Genomic DNA, 17,396 nt, shown 5'->3' on the forward strand with positions numbered 1-17,396 from the left:
TGGCGACCCGCCACGCCCGGCTTCGCCGCGCTTGCGATCGCCGCGGTGCCCGATGATGGCGACCCGCCACGCCCGGCTTCGCCGCGCTTGCGATCGCCATTAGGCTCCCGGTATGTCTACCCCTCCGGACGTGTTCAGCCCGGCCAAGCTCGGCCCGATCACGCTGCGCAACCGCACCATCAAGTCGGCCACCTTCGAGGCCCGCACGCCCGACACCCTGGTGACCGACGACCTCATCGAATACCACCGGCAACCCGCCGCGGGCGGCGTCGGCATGACGACCGTCGCCTACTGCGCGGTCTCCCCCGGCGGCCGCACCGAGGGCAACGGGATCTGGATGCGCCCGGAGGCGGTGCCCGGTTTCCGCCGGCTCACCGACGCGATCCACGCCGAGGGCGCCGCGGTCAGCGCGCAGATCGGCCACGCCGGTCCGGTCGCCAACGCCAAGTCCAACGGGGCCAAAGCGCTGGCGCCGGTGCGGTTCTTCAACCCGATCGGGATGCGCTTCGCCAAGAAGGCGACCCGCGACGACATCAACGACGTCATCGAGGGGCACGCCAACGCCGCCCGCCTGGCCATCGAAGCCGGCTTCGACGCGGTCGAAATCCATTTGGGCCACAACTACTTTGCGAGCTCGTTTCTGTCCCCGCTGATCAACCGCCGCGACGACGAGTTCGGCGGCTCACTGGAGAACCGGGCCAAGGTGGCCCGCGGCATGGTGATGGCCGTCCGCCGTGCGGTGGAGAAGGAGGGCACCCCCATCGCGGTCACCGCGAAGCTCAACATGGCCGACGGCGTGCGCGGTGGCATCAGCACCGAGGAGTCGCTGATCACCGCCAAGTGGCTGCAGGACGACGGCGGCCTGGACGCGATCGAGCTCACGGCGGGCAGCTCGCTGGTCAACCCGATGTATCTGTTCCGCGGGGACGCTCCCCTCAAGGAGTTCGCCGGTGCGTTCAAGCCGCCGCTGAGCTGGGGCATGCGCATGACGGGCAAGAAATTCCTGCGCGAGTACCCCTACCGCGAGGCCTATCTCCTGCGCGACGCCAAGCTGTTCCGGGCCGAGCTGACGATGCCGCTGATCCTGCTGGGCGGTATCACCAACCGGGAAACGATGGACCTGGCGATGGCAGAGGGATTCGAGTTCGTCGCGATGGCCCGGGCGCTGCTGGCCGAGCCGGACCTGATCAATCGGATCGCCGCCGACGGCGCCCAGCACAGCGTGCGTTCGGCGTGCACGCACTGCAATCAGTGCATGCCCACGATCTACACCCGCACGCGCTGCGTGGTCACCGGGGCCCCGGACGTGTTGGCGGGCAATCGGGCCTAGCCGCCGGGCGATCGGGCGTCGCCGAACGCACATTTGGGCCTCAGGGTTGCCTTGGCTTCACGAGATACAGTTGGTCCGATGAGTGCAGCAGCCCCGCCCGTCTTAACGGTTCGTTATGACGGGTCAGAACGCACGTTTGCCGCCGGTCACGACGTGGTTGTGGGGCGCGATCTGCGCGCCGACATGCGCATCACGCACCCGCTGATCTCGCGCGCACATCTGTTGCTGCGCTTCGACCAGGGCCGGTGGCTGGCGATCGACAACGGTTCGCTCAACGGCACATTCGTGAACGGCCGGCGGGTGCCGGTGGTCGAGATCCACGACGGCCAGTGCCTCAACATCGGGAATCCGGACGGGCCGCAGCTGATGTTCGAGGTCGGGCGCCACCTGGGAATGGCGGGGCGTCCACCGCAAACCGAATCGATGGGCATCCCGGTCGCGGCTCACCAGGCCGGGCCGGCGTGGTCCGCCGCACCGGCGGGGCCCCCTCCGCTCGCCGCCCCACCCGGCCCCCCGCCGGGACCGGGTGGCCGCCCGCCGAGCTGGGCGTCACCGCCGCGGCGACCGCACCCGGGTGCGCCCGGGTCCCGCCTCGCCCCGCCGGCGCAATCGATGTACGCCGGCGCCCGCCCGCCCGCCGCCCCGCCGCCGCCGCCGCTGAGTTTCCAGCCGCCCGCGCAGGCATCCCCGCACACCGAGATGTCGCCCAGCGCCGCCAGGGGCCCCGAGGTGGCGAACCTGGCGACCAAGATGTTCCAGGCGCTCAGGCCGTCGCGGTCCGGGGCGCTGCACAAGCCCTCCGGCGCGCTGACGATCGGCCGCGCCACCGACAACGACGTCGTCATCCAGGACGTCCTCGCCTCCCGCCATCACGCGTTCTTGATCCAGACGCCGCTGGGCACCGAGATCCGCGACGCCCACAGCGTCAACGGCACCTTCGTCAACGGCGTGCGGGTGGGGTCCGCGGTGCTGACCGAGGGCGACCTGGTCACCATCGGCAACGTCGACCTGGTGTTCACCCGCGGCGAGCTGCTCCGCCGCACCGAGGCGGCGACGCGCACCGGCGGCCTGGAAGTCAACTCCGTCTGCTTCACGGTGGACCACGGAAAGCAGCTGATCGACCACATCTCGCTGACCGCCCGGCCCGGCACGCTGACGGCCATCATCGGCGGTTCGGGCGCCGGTAAGACCACGCTGTCGCGGCTGATCGTGGGCTACACCAGCCCCACGTCGGGCTCGGTGACGTTCGAGGGCCACGACATCCACGCCGAATACGCGTCGATGCGCAGCCGGATCGGGATGGTCCCGCAGGACGACGTCGTGCACCGCCAGCTGACCGTCAACCAGGCCCTGAACTACGCCGCCGAGCTGCGGCTGCCGCCCGACACCAGCAAAGCCGAGCGGGCTCAGATCGTCGCCCAGGTGCTCGAAGAACTGGACATGACCAAGCACGCCGAGACCCGGGTGGACAAGCTGTCGGGCGGGCAGCGCAAGCGCGCCTCGGTGGCCCTGGAGCTGCTCACCCAGCCGTCGCTGCTGCTGCTCGACGAGCCGACCTCCGGCCTGGACCCGGCGCTGGACCGTCAGGTCATGCTGATGCTGCGCCAGCTCGCCGACGCCGGCCGTGTGGTGCTGGTGGTGACGCACTCGGTGTCCTACCTGGACGTCTGCGACCAGATCCTGCTGGTCGCGCCCGGCGGCAAGACCGCGTTCTGCGGGCCACCCGACCAGGTCGAGGCGGCCATGGGCACCCGCAACTGGGCCGACATCTTCGCCAAGGTGGGCGCCGATCCCGACGAGGCCAACCGCCGCTTCCAGGAGCGCAACCAGCAAGCGTCCAAGCCGCCGTCGCCGCAAAGCCCGGCCGACCTGGGCGAGCCCCCGAGGACCGACATCTGGAAGCAGCTGTCCACGATCGCGCGCCGCCAGGTTCGCCTGGTCGTGTCCGACCGGGGCTACACGGTCTTCCTCGCAGTCCTGCCGTTCCTCATCGGCGCGTTGTCGCTGACCGTGAAGGGTCCCCACCCCGGCCTCGGCCCGGCCGACCCGCTCGGTCCCGCGCCTACGCAGCCGCAGTACATCATGGTGCTGTTGAACATCGGCGCCGTCTTCATGGGGACCGCGCTGACCATCCGGGACCTGATCGGCGAGCGCCCGATCTTCCGGCGCGAGCAGGCCGTCGGCCTGTCCACCACCGCCTATCTGCTGGCCAAGATCGCGGTGTTCTGCGTCTTCGCCACGGGTCAGGCGGCGGTGGCGACCATCATCGTGCGGCTGGGCAAGGGTGCGCCGACGGCACACCCCCCGTTCTTCGACAACTCCACGTTCTCGCTGTTCGTCACCGTCGCCGGAACCTGTGTGGCGTCGGCGATGCTGGGCCTGTTGCTGTCGGCCCTGGCGCAGTCCAACGAGCAGATCATGCCGTTGCTCGTGGTGTCGATCATGTCGCAGCTGGTGTTCTCCAGCGGCATGATCCCGGTCTATCAGCGCTTCGGCCTCGAGGAGCTCGCCTGGCTGACGCCCGCCCGCTGGGGTTACGCCGCGGGCGCCTCCTCGATCGACTTTCCGTCGCTGGTGAAGGTGAAACAGATCCCGACCAACGACCCGATCTGGCAGCACTCGAAGCACATCTTCGTGTTCGACATGGCCATGCTGGCGTTCCTGTCCGCCGCCTATACCGGCTTCGTCCGGTGGCACATCCGGCTGAAGCGCTGAACTCGCGGGCCGGTCCGATGACACAAGCCGCCGAGCCCGTGCTGACCGTTCGATCGGACCGATCGAAGGGCAGCTTCGCGGCCGGCCGCGACGTGGTGGTCGGGAGCGACCTGCGCGCGGACCTGCGGGTGGCGCACCCGCTGATCGGGCGCGCACACCTGCTGCTGAGGTTCGACCGCGGCAAGTGGGTCGCGCTGGACAACCATTCGCTGAACGGGATCTACCTCAACGGCCAGCGGGTGCCCCTGGTCGACATCGAGGACGGCCAGACCCTCAACATCGGAAAGCCCGACGGCCCCCGGATCACGTTCGAAATCGGCCACCACACCGGGACCGTGGGCATGCTCCCGCCGACCACGGAGTCGATCCCGGTCATCACACCGCCCGGCGACGCGCACCCGGCCCCCCCGACCGGCCAGCGGCCACCGGCCCCACCGCCGCGCCCCTGGCAGGGCCCGAACCGCACCACCGCCGTGCCGATCGTGCGGCCCGACGCCGCGACACGGTCGGTGCCGCAGACCGGCGGCCCGCCCCAGGCGAATCCGCCGACCGAGATCGGCGTGAGCGGCCAGGTCGCCGAGTTCCCGACCACGCGGGTGCAGAACCTCGGACCCGAATCCGAGCGGGTGACCGAACGACCGGGCCGCGCCGCCTGGATCGGCCGCGCGCTCGACAACGACATCGTCATCCACGACGTGCTGGCGTCACGCCATCACGCGTTTCTCACGCCGACGCCGGCGGGCACCGAGATCCGCGACGCCAACAGCAGCAACGGAACCTTCGTCAACGGGCTCAAGGTGGCGGCGGCGGTGCTGTCCGAAGGCGACGTGGTGACCATCGGGAACGTCGACCTGGTGTTCTCCGGCGGCATCCTGGTCCGCCGCCAGGAGGCGGCGGCGCGCACCGGCGGCCTGGAGGTGCGCGGCGTCGACTTCAGTGTCGGCGGCAAGAATCTGCTGGAACGGATCTCGCTGACCGCCCGCCCGGGCACGCTGACCGCCCTCATCGGCGGGTCGGGTGCGGGCAAGACCACGCTGTCGCGGCTGATCGCCGGGTACGCCACCCCGACCTCCGGGTTGGTCACCTTCGAGGGCCACAACATCCACACCGAGTACGCGTCGCTGCGGACCCGGATCGGGATGGTCCCGCAGGACGACGTCGTGCACCGCCAGCTCACGGTCAACCAGGCCCTCGGCTACGCGGCCGAGCTGCGGCTGCCGCCGGACACCACCAAGGCCGACCGCGAAGAGGTCGTCGCGCAGGTGCTCGACGAACTCGGGCTGACCCAGCACGCGGGCACCCGGGTCGACAAGCTCTCCGGCGGGCAGCGCAAGCGCGCCTCGGTGGCGCTCGAGTTGCTGACCGGGCCGTCGCTGCTGATCCTCGACGAGCCGACCTCGGGGCTGGACCCGGCGCTGGACCTGCAGGTGATGACCATGCTGCGCCAGCTGGCCGACGCGGGCCGGGTGGTGCTGGTGGTCACCCACTCGCTGACCTACCTCGACGTGTGCGACCAGGTGCTGTTGATGGCGCCCGGAGGGAAGACCGCCTTCCTCGGGCCGCCGGACCAGATCGGCGCCGCCATGGGGACCACCAACTGGGCGCAGATCTTCGCGAAGGTCGGCGCCGACCCCGACGAGGCCAACCGCCGTTTCCTGGCGCAGAACAAACCGCCGCCGGCCGTCCAGACGGAGGCGCCGGCCGACCTCGGTGTCCCGCCGCGCACCAGCACCCGTCGCCAGTTCTCCACCGTCGCCCGCCGCCAGGTGCGCCTGGTGGTCGCCGACCGCGCCTACTTCGTGTTCCTGGCGCTGCTGCCGTTCGTGATGGGCGCGCTGTCGCTGACCGTTCCCGGCCACACCGGTTTCGGCTACGCCGATCCGACGAGCGACTCGGCCGGCGAGGCCGCGACGATCCTGACGCTGCTCACCATGGCCGCGGCCTTCATGGGCACCGCACTGACCATCCGCGACCTGATCGGCGAGCGGCCGATCTTCCGGCGCGAGCAGGCGGTCGGGCTGTCGACCACGGCCTACCTGCTGGCCAAGATCGCGGTGTTCTGCGTGTTCGCCGTCGTCCAGGCGGCGATCGCCACGGCCATCGTGGTGATCGGCAAGGGCACGCCGACGCGCCCGGCCGTGCTGCTCGGCAACCCGACGCTCGAGCTGTTCGTCGCCGTCGCCGCGACCTGTGTGGCCGCGGCGATGCTGGGCCTGCTGCTGTCGGCGCTGGCGCGCTCCAACGAGCAGATCATGCCGCTGCTGGTGGTGTCGCTGATGGGCCAGATGGTGCTGTCCGGCGGGATGGTGCCGGTCACCAACCGGATCTTCCTCGACCAGCTGTCCTGGGCGGTGCCGTCGCGGTGGGGGTACGCCGCGCAGGCGTCGACGGTCGACTTGTGGACGGTGGCGCCCGGCCCGCAGAACCCGCGGGACAGCCACTTCCAGCACACGCCGTCCGCCTGGCTGTTCGACATGGGCATGCTCGCGGCGTTGTCGATCGCCTACGCCGGCCTGGTGCGGTGGCGCATCCGGCTCAAACACTGACCTCAGCCGTCCAGGGTCTCCCCGAGGCGCAGGCCGTGCGCCGCCGCGTAGGCCACCGCCTGGCCGACGTCGACGCGGGCGCCCGCCAGCGATGCGGTTCGCCACAACGAGGGATCCACGGTCGCCCCCCGCAGGTCGGCGTCGTCCAGCCGGGCGCCCGTCGCCCGGGCGCCGGACAGGTCGGCGCCGCGCAGCACCGCCTTGCGCAGGTCGGCCTCCACCAGGCTGGCCTCGCGCAACCGGCAGCCGCTCAGGTCGACGCCGCGCAGGTCGTTACCGCCCAGCACCGCCAGCGTGAAGTCGACCTCGTCGAAGGTGATCGGCCGCATCCGGCACTCGACGAAAACCGAGCCCAGCATGCTGCACTGTGCAAACGAGCTGTGCCATAACGACGTCCGCCGAAACGTGCAATTGCGGAAAGCCGACCCGCGGTGTTGCGACTCGGCCAGGTTGGCGCCGCCGAAGTTGCACTCGTCGAACACCACCCGTTCGGTGTGCAGCCGGCTGAGGTCCTCGTCGGTGAAGTCGTGGCCCAAGAATTGGCGGTCGACCCACCGCCCGGTCAATTGGCGGTCAGGGTGGCCAGGGCGTACTCGCTGACCGCGATCAGCGCGTCGGTCGCCGACCGGCGATCCCGGGCGTCGACGGTGATCACCGGGATGTGCGCGGGCAGGGTCAGCGCCTCGCGCACCTCAGCGACGGGATAGCGCGGCGCATCGTCGAATTCGTTGACCGCGACCAGAAACGGCAGGTTGCGGTGCTCGAAGAAGTCGACCGCGGCGAAGCTGTCCTCCAGCCGCCGGCAGTCCACCAGGACGATCGCCCCGATGGCGCCGCGCACCAGGTCGTCCCACATGAACCAGAACCGGCGCTGGCCCGGCGTGCCGAACAGGTAGAGCACCAGGTCTTCGTCCAGGGTGATCCGGCCGAAGTCCATCGCGACGGTGGTGGTCCGCTTGTCGGGGGTGGCCTCCAGCGCGTCGACGGCGGTCGAGGCGTCGGTGAGCATCGCCTCGGTGCGCAACGGCATGATCTCCGACACGGCCCCGACGAACGTCGTCTTGCCGGCGCCGAAGCCGCCCGCGATGACGATCTTGGTCGAGGCGTGGGCTCCGTCTTGCTGCATCTCGGGGTGTACCTCAGAGTGCCTTAAGGCCACGCAGCGTCCTTCCTATCAGTTCGTGGCGCTCATCTCTGGTCGAACGCTCGGACAACGTCCTGTGCACCCGAAGGTAGCCGGACAACACCAGATCGCCGACCAGGACGCGCGTGACGCCGAGCGGAAGATCCAGCCGGGCAGAGATTTCCGCGACCGACGGGCTGCCGACGCACAACTGGATGATCCTGCCTTTCGCATCCTCAGCGGGCCACCGGTGGGCCAGGCCGGCCTGCAGCGTCTGAATCGGCGCTTCCACGGGAAGCTCGACGTCGGTGCCGGTCCGCCCGGCCGTCAGGGTGTACGGGCGGACCAGATTTCCTCTACGTGTGGTCGTCGGCCGGGGCTCGGGTTCGTCCATCGCGGCTCACGAGACGCCGGACCGGCGGGTGGACTGGACCACGCCCCCGACCCGCTCGACCAGGATGGCCATCTCGTAGCCGATTTGACCGATGTCGCACGACGTCGCGGCCAGGGTGGCCAGATGGGAGCCGTCGCCGACGCGCATCAACAGCAGGTAGCCGTGCTGCATCTCGACCACGGACTGCAGCACCTGGCCGCCCTCGAACAGCTGCGCGGCGCCGGTCGCGAGGCTGGCCAGGCCGGAGGCGACGGCGGCCAGCTGGTCGGCGCGCTCGCGCGGGAGATGCTCGCTGGCGGCGATGGGCAGGCCGTCGACGGAGACCAGCAGGGCGTGCGCCACGCCGGGGACCTCGCGGGCGAACCGCGTCACCAGCCAGTCCAGTGGGGGGGCACCGCCCGCTTGCGGGGGAATACCGGGTGAGGTCATTGCTGATCGGACCCTTCTTCGCGGGCGTGCGACCGGCCGGTGCGCACCCCGCCGAAGTGATTGCTGAAGGAGGCGCGAACCGCCTCGGGATCGCGCGCGGCGGCCGCGTGCTGCGGCTCCCGGGCGGAGTCGGGCCGGTCCTGCTCGGGCAGGTCGGTTCCGTTGGCCGCGCCGGGCACCAGCCGGGCCCCGGGAGTGCGGACCGGCAGGCCGTGCTCGGCGGTGCGCGCCTCGACGGGCTTGTCCTCGGCCGCGGCGGCCAGTGTCCAGCCGCGGTCCCATACCGACTGCCAGTCCAGGTCGGGGCTGTTGACCAGGTCGTGCGGATCGCCGAGCATCTCCGACAGCATCCGCCGGTAGATCACGTCGTCGTCGGCCGGGGTGGCCGCACCCTGCGGGGCGGCCGGGATCGACAGGCCGGGTGCGCTCGGTGCGCGGGTGGCCGGCCTGTCGGCGTCCCGCGACCGCGCGGCGAAGAACGCCGACGTGTCCGACGCGGTCCGGGCGGGTTTGGGCTCCGGCTCGGCGGGGGCCGCCGGGGCGGCCGGTTGCGCCGGGGTCCCGCTCTCCCACCACGGGGTGGGCAGTTCGCGCCGGGGCCGCCGGGGCTGTTGCTCGGCGGGTGGGGCAGGCACGTCGGTGATGCCGCTGGACCCGGGGTTGCGGCGCGGCAACAGCGTGACCGGTGGCACGGGGTCGTCGGCGGCGGCGCGCACCGCCGGCTCGGGCGCGCGTTCCTCGGGGGCGTCCGCAGCGGCGGGTTGCGCGCTGGGTGACGAGACGGCCCTGATCCGCGCGACGCGAACCGGCTGGCCGGTGCCCTCGAGGATGGCCGGCGGCAGGTAGATCTCGGCGGTGGTGCCGGGGCCCGCCTCGTTGGCCGCCGGGCCGCGCAGCCCGACCCGGATGCCGTGTCGGGCCGCGATCCGGCCGACCACGAACAGGCCCATGTGGCGGGCGTTGTCCGGGCTGACCTCGCCCCCGGCCTGCAGCCGCATGTTGGCGATGCGCCGATCGGTGTCGTTCATGCCCAGCCCGGAGTCGGCGATCCGCACCACGACTCCGCCGTCGCCGCCGCGGGCCGCCGAGACCCGCACGGGCGTCGAGGGCGGCGAATAGCGCAGGGCGTTGTCGATCAGCTCGGCGAACAGGTGGATGGCGCCACCGGCGGCCGCGCCGATCAGCGTGCTGTTGTCGGGCAGCCCCACGATCTCGACGCGCCGGTAGTCCTCGACCTCCGACACCGCCGCGTTGAGCACGGTCGCCAGCGGCACCGGGTCGCGCTGGTCGCGGGCGAGCTGCGCGCCGGCCAGCACCAGCAGGTTGGCGCTGTTGCGGCGCAGCCGGGCCGCGAGGTGGTCCAGCCGGAACAGGCTGTCCAGGCGTTCGGGGTCCTCCTCGTTGCGCTCGAGCCGGTCGATGAGCGACAGCTGCTGGTCGACCAGCGAGCGGCTGCGCCGCGACATGGTCTCGAACATGTCGTTGACCAGCAGCCGCAGCCGCGCCTCGTCGCCGGCCAGCAGCAGGGCCTGGGTGTGCAGTTCGTCGACGGCGTGGGCGACCTGGCCGATCTCCTCGGTGGTGTACACGGGCAGCGGTTGCGGCGTCGGCTCGGCGCCGCCCGCCTTGACCCGGGCGATCTCCTCCTCGAGGTCGGTGTGGGCCACCTTGAGGGCGCCGTCACGCAGGACGCGCAGCGGCCGCACCAGGGCGCGCGCCACCAGCAGCACGACGACCAGCGCGATCACGATGGCGGCCAGCACCACGACCGTGTCGATGATCGCGGAGTTGCGCTTGTCGGCGGCCTGGGCGTGCACGGATTTCGTCACCGACGCGGTGGCGTCCTTGATGACCTGCTCGGCGATCTCGTCGGTGGTCTGGATCGAGCGCAGCAGGTCGGCGTTGTCGACGAGCACGCTGGCCGGATCGGACATGATCGCCATCCGCGTCACCAGCTGCTGCTGCAGCGTCTTGGCCTCGGGCGAGCCCGCGCCGAGGACTTCGCTCATCCCGAACAGCGTCGACGGCTCGGTCCCGGCCAGGGTGATCATCGACGTCCGCAGTTGCGGCTCGGGCAGGTCGGCGCCGCGGGTGACGAGGATCTTCTGCATCGTCATCTGGCCGCGGGCCCCGACCGCCCGGCTCAGGCCCTGGGTCTGGGCGCGGATCTTCTCGTCGTCGACGCGCACCGACGCGTTGATGACGTCCTCCGCGGTCAGCAGGATGGGGGCGTAGAGGGTCACCCGCTCCCGCAACCCGAGCCCGTTGTCGGTCGCCTTGTTCACCAGCATCTGACCGCCGTCGAGCAGATTGTTGACCCCCGACTGGACCTCGGGGCTCACGTCGGTGTCGCGCACCCGCGTGTCCAGCTCGTACTTGCGCGCGTCGAAGTTCTTCTTGGCCCCCTCGACGTCGCGCCCGGTGCCGCCCGCCACCAGGGCGACGTCCAGGGCCGACATGTACTTGGTGATCACCGGAACCAGGTCGGCGCGGGCCGCGGCCAGCCGCAGACCACTCGAGTTCGCCATCGCGCCCTCGATGCGCAGCGCCCCGAACACCGTTGCCAACGCCAGCGGGACCAGCACGATGGCCAGGACTTTCCACCCGACCGGCCAGTTGCTCAGCGACCAGGCCGGCGGGCGTTTGCCCGGCGCCGCGCCGGCGCTGCGGGGCTGTACGGACTCGGGTGCGGCCGCCTCGGCCGGGGCGGCCGGGCGGGCGAACATGGTCACGTCGCCGCGGCCGGGCGACCGGCCGCCGCGCTGATGGTCAGCGCTCGAGAAATCGAGAGGCTCATGAGACTTCCTGCTTTATCCACCCGTGCCACGCCAGATGGGCGCGAGCGCGTCAACGTGGCAATCCGACGAGTATGACAGCCCGCGGCCCAGGTCACCAGAATCCGTACTGAGCAGACCGGCCGCCCCAAGGCGCACCCCTGCGCGGACGCACGACCCTGGCAAACCGCGGCGAGACGGTCTACGCCGCCCGGAGGACCGCGACGAGGAAATCGGAGTCATCGGTGAACGGGCGCAGGTCCCAGGTGGACAGCAGCAGATCGGGCGCGAACCCGGCCGCCGCCGCGTCGTCGAGGAACTCGGCGAACGCATAGTCGCGGCCGGCGCCGAAGCCGATCGCCGCCCGGCCCTCGTCGGCGAGGTGGGCCCGCAGCCGGCTCAGCACCCGGCCCCGGGTGCTCGGCGCGAGGAACGCCATGACGTTGCCGGCGGACACGATGACGTCGAACGGCTCGGCGATGCCGCGGGCGGGCAGATCGAGCTCGGCGAGGTCGCCGACGAGCCAGCGCGGGCCGGGGTGATCGTGCTCGGCCGCCTCGATGAGCGCCGGGTCGACGTCGACGCCGACGACGTGGTGACCGGCGGCGGCCAGGTGCCCGCCCAGCCGGCCGGGGCCGCAGCCGGCGTCGAGGATCCGGGCGCCGCGGGGCGCCATCGCGTCCACGAAACGGGCCTCGCCGGCCAGGTCGTCACCCGCGCGGGCCATCGCCCGGAACCGCTCGATATACCACTGCGAATGTCCTGGATCGGCAGCGACTTTCTGCATCCAGAGGCTCTGCTCGACCATGCGACCATTATCGCGTTGTGTTCAAGCTGATGTTCTACTCCCCGCGCATCCCCCCGAACACGGGCAACGCCATCCGGACGGCGGCGGCCACCGGCTGCGAACTGCATTTGGTCGAGCCCCTGGGGTTCGACCTGTCCGAGCCCCAGCTCCGGCGGGCCGGGCTGGACTACCACGACCTGGCGTCGGTCACGGTCCACCCCTCGTTACCGGCCGCGTGGGACGCGCTCATGCCGGCGCGGGTGTTCGCGTTCACCGCGCAATCCAGCACGCGGTTCTCCGACATCGGCTACCGGCCCGGCGACGTGTTGATGTTCGGGCCCGAACCCGACGGGCTGGACGACGCCACGCTGGCCGACCCGCATGTCACCGAGCGGGTGCGCATCCCGATGCTGGCCGGCCGCCGCTCGCTGAACCTGTCCAACGCCGCGGCCGTCGCCGTCTACGAGGCCTGGCGGCAGCGCGGCTATGACGGGGCGGTCTGAGTCGGACGGCTACCAGGCGTTCCAGTGCGTGACCTGCTCGGCGGGCAACCGCTTGGCGGGGCGGAAATCGGTGCCCTTCGTGTAGGCGATCGGGAACAGCCCGCCCTGGCTGTACTTGTCGTAGGGAATGCCCAGCACGTCGGCCACCTGCTGCTCGCCGTCGCGGAGCAGGTGCAACGTCGTCCAGCACGAGCCCAGCCCACGGGACCGCAGCGCCAGGCAGAAACTCCAGACCGCGGGAAACAGCGACGCCCAGAACGACACCCCACCCAACGGGGTCTGGTCGTCGCGGCCTTCGATGCAGGGGATCAGCAGCACCGGCGCCTCGTGCATGTGCTCGGCGAGGTAGGTCGCGGAGTCGCGGACCTTGCCCATCCGCTCGCCGCGGGTGTCCCCCTCGCCGTACTGCGGCGCCGGCGCGCTCAGGTAACCGCGGGCGTTGGCCAGGTACACGTCGGCGATCGCCTTCTTCTTGTCGGCATCCTCGACGAACACCCATTGCCAGCCCTGCGAGTTCGATCCGGTGGGGGCCTGCAACGCCAGCTCGAGACATTCCATCAGGACTTCGCGTGGCACCGACTTGTCGAAGTCGAGGCGTTTGCGGACCGAGCGGGTGGTGGTCAGGACTTCGTCGACGGACAGGTTGAGGGTCATGCTCGGAGACTACCCGGGTACATGAGCGCCGAACTGACACAAGAGGTTCCGCGGGCTGCCGCGGCCCCCTCCGGCCGAGGTCGGGTTTCTAGGACGGTGCCGGCTGGTCGCGCGGAATCGCCCCGTCGCATCCACCGGGCGGCGGCGGGCCCGGGAGAGGTTCGTCTCCGCCGACGCAGTCGTAGTAGAACTGAGGCCCGGCTATCCAGGTCTTCATCCACTGGTGCCAAAACGACCCGTCCGGGTACTTCTCGCCGTCGCACACGGCCAGATTGCCGTAGCCCCACCGCCCACCCGGGCAGTAGCCCTTCGTCATGTCCGGCTGGTGCGGGTCGGGCGGGTCTGCGCTCGCGACCGCAGGGAAAAACACAAACGCCGCAGTACAACCCAATATTGCAGCGCCGTGGCGAGCAAGCCTGAACGTCACTTGTGGATGAGCCGCAGCCATGAAGCGCGGGCGGACGGGCCTTCCCGAGGACAATTTCAAGTCCGGCTCCTTCTGGTCGAGAGCAGGCACGATAGTTTACGACGCGGCGGATTTGCGGGTGTCAACTTTCGGCGTTTCAGCAACCGGATACGCGAAGCCGTGCCGTTCCCCCGCCGAGACGTGCGGCCTGCGGGATCTCGCCGAACGTGCACCCACGGCGAGAATTTCGCCAAAACTTCGCAGCCAGTGCACGTTCGGCGCGCGAGGCGGCGAGGCGGCGAGCCGCCGGTCGGCGACCCACGGCTCACCGGAAGTCGCGGGACTTCGACCCGACGGCCAGGGTGATGCGGCCCAGCCGCTCGGCGACGACGGTGACGGCGCCGCTGGCGTTTTGGACCTGGCCGCGCACCAGCATCGCCGGCGCGGCGTTGGCCAGCTTGCGGTGCCGCGCCCACACCGCCGGCGTGCAGAGCACGTTGACCATCCCCGTCTCGTCCTCCAGGTTGAGAAACGTCACCCCCTGGGCCGTCCCGGGCCGCTGCCGATGGGTCACCGCGCCGGCGATCAGCACGCGGTCGCCGTCGGGCACGTCCAGCAGCCTCCCGGCGGGCACCACGCCCAGGGCGTCCAGGTCTTCCCGCAGGAACTGCGTCGGGTAGCTGTCCGGGGAGACGCCGGTGGCCCACACGTCGGCGGCGGCCAGCTCCAGCTCGCTCATCCCGGGCAGCGCCGGCACGTGCGACGACGAGCCCACGCCGGGCAACCGGTCCGGCCGCTGGGTGGCCGCGGCCCCGGCCGCCCACAGCGCCTCCCGCCGCGACATGCCGAAGCAGCCCAGCGCGCCGGCCGTGGCCAGCGCCTCGGTCTGCGGCACGCTCAGTTGCAGCCGAGCGGTCAGGTCCAGCAGGGAGGCGAACGCGCCGTTGGCTTTTCGCTCGTCGACGAGGCGCTCGGCGAGGTCGTCGCCGATGTGGCGCACGGCACCCAGCCCGAGGCGGACCTCGGTTCCCGCGTTCTCGAGCGTGGCGTGGGCCAGGCTGGCGTTGACGTCCGGCCCGTGCACCGTCACGCCGTGCCGGCGCGCGTCGGCCACCAGCGACTGCGGCGAATAGAAACCCATCGGCTGGGCGCGCAGCAGCGCCGCGCAGAACGCCGCCGGGTGGTGCAGCTTGAACCACGAGGAGTAGAACACCAGCGACGCGAAACTCAGCGCGTGGCTTTCCGGGAAGCCGAAATTGGCGAACGCCTCCAGCTTTTCGTAGGTCCGGTCGATCACCTCGTCGGGGGCGCCGTGCAGCTCCCGCATGCCGTCGTAGAACCGCCCGCGCAGCCGGCGCATGCGCTCGGTCGAGCGCTTGGAGCCCATGGCGCGGCGCAGCTGATCGGCCTCGGCGGCGCTAAAGCCGGCGCAGTCGACCGCAAGCTGCATCAGCTGCTCCTGAAACAGCGGCACCCCCAGCGTCTTTCGCAGCGCCGGCTCCATCGACGGGTGGTCGTAGGTCACCGGGTCCAGCCCGTTGCGCCGCCGGATGTAGGGGTGCACCGACCCGCCCTGGATGGGACCGGGCCGGATCAGCGCGACCTCGACCACCAGGTCGTAGAAGATCCGCGGCTTCAGCCGCGGCAGGGTGGCCATCTGCGCGCGCGACTCCACCTGGAACACGCCGACGGAATCCGCGCGGGCCAGCATCTCGTAGACCGCCGGCTCGGCGAGGTCGAGCCGGGCCAGGTCGACCTCGATGCCCTTGTGCTCGGCCACCAGGTCGATGGCGTAGTGCAGCGCGCTGAGCATGCCCAGCCCGAGCAGGTCGAATTTCACCAGACCGATTGCCGCACAGTCGTCCTTGTCCCACTGCAACACACTGCGGTTCGCCATGCGCGCCCACTCCACCGGGCACACGTCGGCGATCGGACGGTCGCAGATCACCATGCCGCCGGAATGGATTCCCATGTGCCGCGGCAGGTTCCGGATCTGGTTGGCCAGATCGACCACTTGCGGCGGGATGCCCTCGACGTCAGCGGAGTCGGCCAGGCCGTTCCAGTGGCCGAGCTGCTTGCTCCAGGCGTCCTGCTGCCCCTGCGAGAAGCCCAGGGCGCGGGCCATGTCGCGCACCGCGATCCGGCCCCGGTAGGTGATGACGTTGGCGACCTGGGCGGCATAATCGCGGCCGTAGCGGTCGTAGACGTACTGGATGACCTTTTCACGTTGGTCGGACTCGATGTCCATGTCGATGTCGGGCGGCCCGTCGCGGGCGGGCGACAGGAAGCGCTCGAACAGCAGTTCGTTGGCCACCGGATCCACCGCGGTGACGCCCAGGGCGTAACAGACCGCGGAGTTGGCCGCCGATCCCCTGCCCTGGCACAGGATGCCGTTCTCCCGGCAGAACCGGGCGATGTCGTGCACCACCAGGAAATATCCGGGAAACGTCAGCTGGGCAATGACTTTCAGCTCGCGCTCGATCTGGGCGTACGCGCGCGGCGCGGCATCGGGGAGCCCGTAGCGCTCCCGCGCCCCCGTCATGGTCAGCTGCCGCAGCCAGCTGTCCTCGGTGTGCCCGGCGGGCACGTCGAAGGGCGGCAGCTGCGGGGCGATCAACGCCAGCCCGAACGCGCACTGCTCGCCGAGCTCGGCGGCGGCGCTCACCGCGTCGGGGCGCCAAGCGAACAGCCGGGCCATCTCCTCGCCGGACCGCAGGTGCGAGCCGCCCAGCGGGGCCAGCCAGCCGGCGGCGGCGTCCAGGGACTGCCGCGCCCGGATGGCGCCCATCGCCATGGCCAGCCGGCGCCGCGACGGGCCCGCGAAGTGCGCCCCGGTGGTGGCGACGACGCCGACGCCGAAGCGCGGCGCGATCCCGGCCAGCGCGGCGTTGCGTTCGTCGTCGAGCGGTTGACCATGGTGGGTCAGCTCGATGCTGACCCGCCCGGCGCCGAACCGGTCCACCAGGTCGGCCAGCGCCCGCTGCGCCGCGTCCGGGCCGCCGTCGGAAAGCGCCCGGCGGACATGGCCTTTGCGGCATCCGGTCAGGATGTGCCAGTGCCCGCCGGCGGCCTCGGTCAGCGCGTCGAGGTCATAGCGCGGCTTGCCCTTCTCCCCGCCGGCCAGGTGCGCGGCGGCCAGCTGCCGCGACAGCCGCCGGTAGCCTTCCGGACCGCGGGCCAGCACCAGCAGGTGCGGGCCGGGCGGGTCGGGCGTCTCGGTGCGCGCCCCGGGACCCAAGGACAGTTCCGCGCCGAACACGGTGCGCAGCTCGAGCTCGGCGGCCGCTTCGGCGAACCGCACCGCGCCGTACAGGCCGTCGTGGTCGGTCAGCGCCAGGGCGCGCAGCCCCAGCCGGGCGGCCTCCTCCACCAGCTCCTCCGGTGTGCTGGCCCCGTCGAGAAAGCTGAATGCCGAATGCGCGTGCAGTTCGGCGTATGGAACGGACGAGCCGGCCGCCCGGGCGCCGTCCGGCGGCCGGTACGTTCCGCGCTTGGGCGACAGCGGGGCGTCCTCACCCGGCGTCACCGGCACGCCGGCGTGGCGCGGCTTGCCGTTGAGCACCCGCTCCATTTCCGCCCAGCTCGACGGGCCGTTGAACCAACCCACGCCCCGCAGTCTATCGAATATGTGTTCGAATCGCCTACGGTCCTGTCCAACCGCTGTTAAACCGATCTTCAACTCCTAAACGAGGTCTTAACGCCGCGTGCCTACCGCGGACACCGGGCCGGGCAGAC

13 protein-coding genes are annotated in these 17,396 nt (G+C 71.2%); 4 read left to right on the forward strand and 9 right to left on the reverse strand.

The genetic code is table 11. From position 1 onward, the window contains the following. Window positions 1-112 precede the first annotated feature (112 nt). From U8D42_RS16920 to U8D42_RS16930, 3 genes are all read left to right on the forward strand, one after another. Entirely contained in the window at window positions 113-1,330 is a 1,218-nt protein-coding gene (locus U8D42_RS16920) for an NADH:flavin oxidoreductase (RefSeq protein WP_322859592.1), read from the forward strand. Window positions 1,331-1,408: 78 nt separating this feature from the next. Next, window positions 1,409-4,045 carry an ATP-binding cassette domain-containing protein gene (locus U8D42_RS16925; RefSeq protein ID WP_322859591.1) on the forward strand — a complete coding sequence of 879 codons (2,637 nt, stop codon included), beginning with the start codon at window positions 1,409-1,411 and terminating at the stop codon, window positions 4,043-4,045. Between the two features lie 17 nt (window positions 4,046-4,062). Continuing rightward, window positions 4,063-6,591, forward strand: a complete 2,529-nt coding sequence (locus U8D42_RS16930; protein ID WP_322859590.1) for an ATP-binding cassette domain-containing protein — start codon at window positions 4,063-4,065, stop codon at window positions 6,589-6,591. Window positions 6,592-6,593: 2 nt separating this feature from the next. On the opposite strand, the gene U8D42_RS16935 is transcribed toward U8D42_RS16930, so the two are convergent. The 6 genes from U8D42_RS16935 to U8D42_RS16960 all read right to left on the reverse strand — a co-directional run bounded on the left by U8D42_RS16935 (window position 6,594) and on the right by U8D42_RS16960 (window position 12,119). Further along, window positions 6,594-7,157, reverse strand: coding sequence for a pentapeptide repeat-containing protein (locus tag U8D42_RS16935; RefSeq protein ID WP_322859589.1), 564 nt, complete (start codon window positions 7,155-7,157; stop codon window positions 6,594-6,596). Further along, window positions 7,154-7,750, reverse strand: coding sequence for a GTP-binding protein (locus tag U8D42_RS16940; protein WP_431523780.1), 597 nt, complete (start codon window positions 7,748-7,750; stop codon window positions 7,154-7,156). Before U8D42_RS16940 ends, U8D42_RS16935 begins: the two co-directional genes overlap by 4 nt. Continuing rightward, the gene (locus U8D42_RS16945) at window positions 7,731-8,108 is read right to left on the reverse strand and encodes a DUF742 domain-containing protein (protein ID WP_085242218.1); all 378 of its coding nucleotides are present in this window, start codon (window positions 8,106-8,108) and stop codon (window positions 7,731-7,733) included. Before U8D42_RS16945 ends, U8D42_RS16940 begins: the two co-directional genes overlap by 20 nt. A 6-nt stretch (window positions 8,109-8,114) precedes the next feature. Next, window positions 8,115-8,537 (reverse strand): roadblock/LC7 domain-containing protein, encoded by a 423-nt coding sequence (locus U8D42_RS16950; RefSeq protein WP_090422760.1) that lies wholly within the window; start codon window positions 8,535-8,537, stop codon window positions 8,115-8,117. Then, window positions 8,534-11,263 carry an ATP-binding protein gene (locus U8D42_RS16955; RefSeq protein ID WP_322860129.1) on the reverse strand — a complete coding sequence of 910 codons (2,730 nt, stop codon included), beginning with the start codon at window positions 11,261-11,263 and terminating at the stop codon, window positions 8,534-8,536. Before U8D42_RS16955 ends, U8D42_RS16950 begins: the two co-directional genes overlap by 4 nt. Before the next feature lie 250 nt (window positions 11,264-11,513). Then, window positions 11,514-12,119 carry a class I SAM-dependent methyltransferase gene (locus U8D42_RS16960; protein ID WP_085242215.1) on the reverse strand — a complete coding sequence of 202 codons (606 nt, stop codon included), beginning with the start codon at window positions 12,117-12,119 and terminating at the stop codon, window positions 11,514-11,516. Window positions 12,120-12,136: 17 nt separating this feature from the next. On the opposite strand from U8D42_RS16960, the gene U8D42_RS16965 reads away from it, so the two are divergent. Beyond that, entirely contained in the window at window positions 12,137-12,601 is a 465-nt protein-coding gene (locus U8D42_RS16965) for a tRNA (cytidine(34)-2'-O)-methyltransferase (RefSeq protein WP_085242214.1), read from the forward strand. Window positions 12,602-12,610: 9 nt separating this feature from the next. Here the strand turns inward: U8D42_RS16965 and U8D42_RS16970 are convergent, their stop codons facing one another. The 3 genes from U8D42_RS16970 to U8D42_RS16980 form a co-directional block, all read right to left on the reverse strand. Beyond that, a complete protein-coding gene (locus U8D42_RS16970) occupies window positions 12,611-13,255 on the reverse strand; it encodes a nitroreductase family protein (RefSeq protein ID WP_085242213.1) in 645 nt (214 codons plus the stop codon). 88 nt (window positions 13,256-13,343) lie between these two features. Continuing rightward, window positions 13,344-13,703, reverse strand: coding sequence for a hypothetical protein (locus U8D42_RS16975; protein WP_090423392.1), 360 nt, complete (start codon window positions 13,701-13,703; stop codon window positions 13,344-13,346). 283 nt (window positions 13,704-13,986) lie between these two features. Then, window positions 13,987-17,268, reverse strand: coding sequence for an error-prone DNA polymerase (locus U8D42_RS16980; RefSeq protein WP_322859587.1), 3,282 nt, complete (start codon window positions 17,266-17,268; stop codon window positions 13,987-13,989). Window positions 17,269-17,396 lie beyond the last annotated feature (128 nt).

The sequence above is a fragment of the Mycobacterium europaeum genome (assembly GCF_034555895.2).
Taxonomy (GTDB): domain Bacteria; phylum Actinomycetota; class Actinomycetes; order Mycobacteriales; family Mycobacteriaceae; genus Mycobacterium; species Mycobacterium europaeum.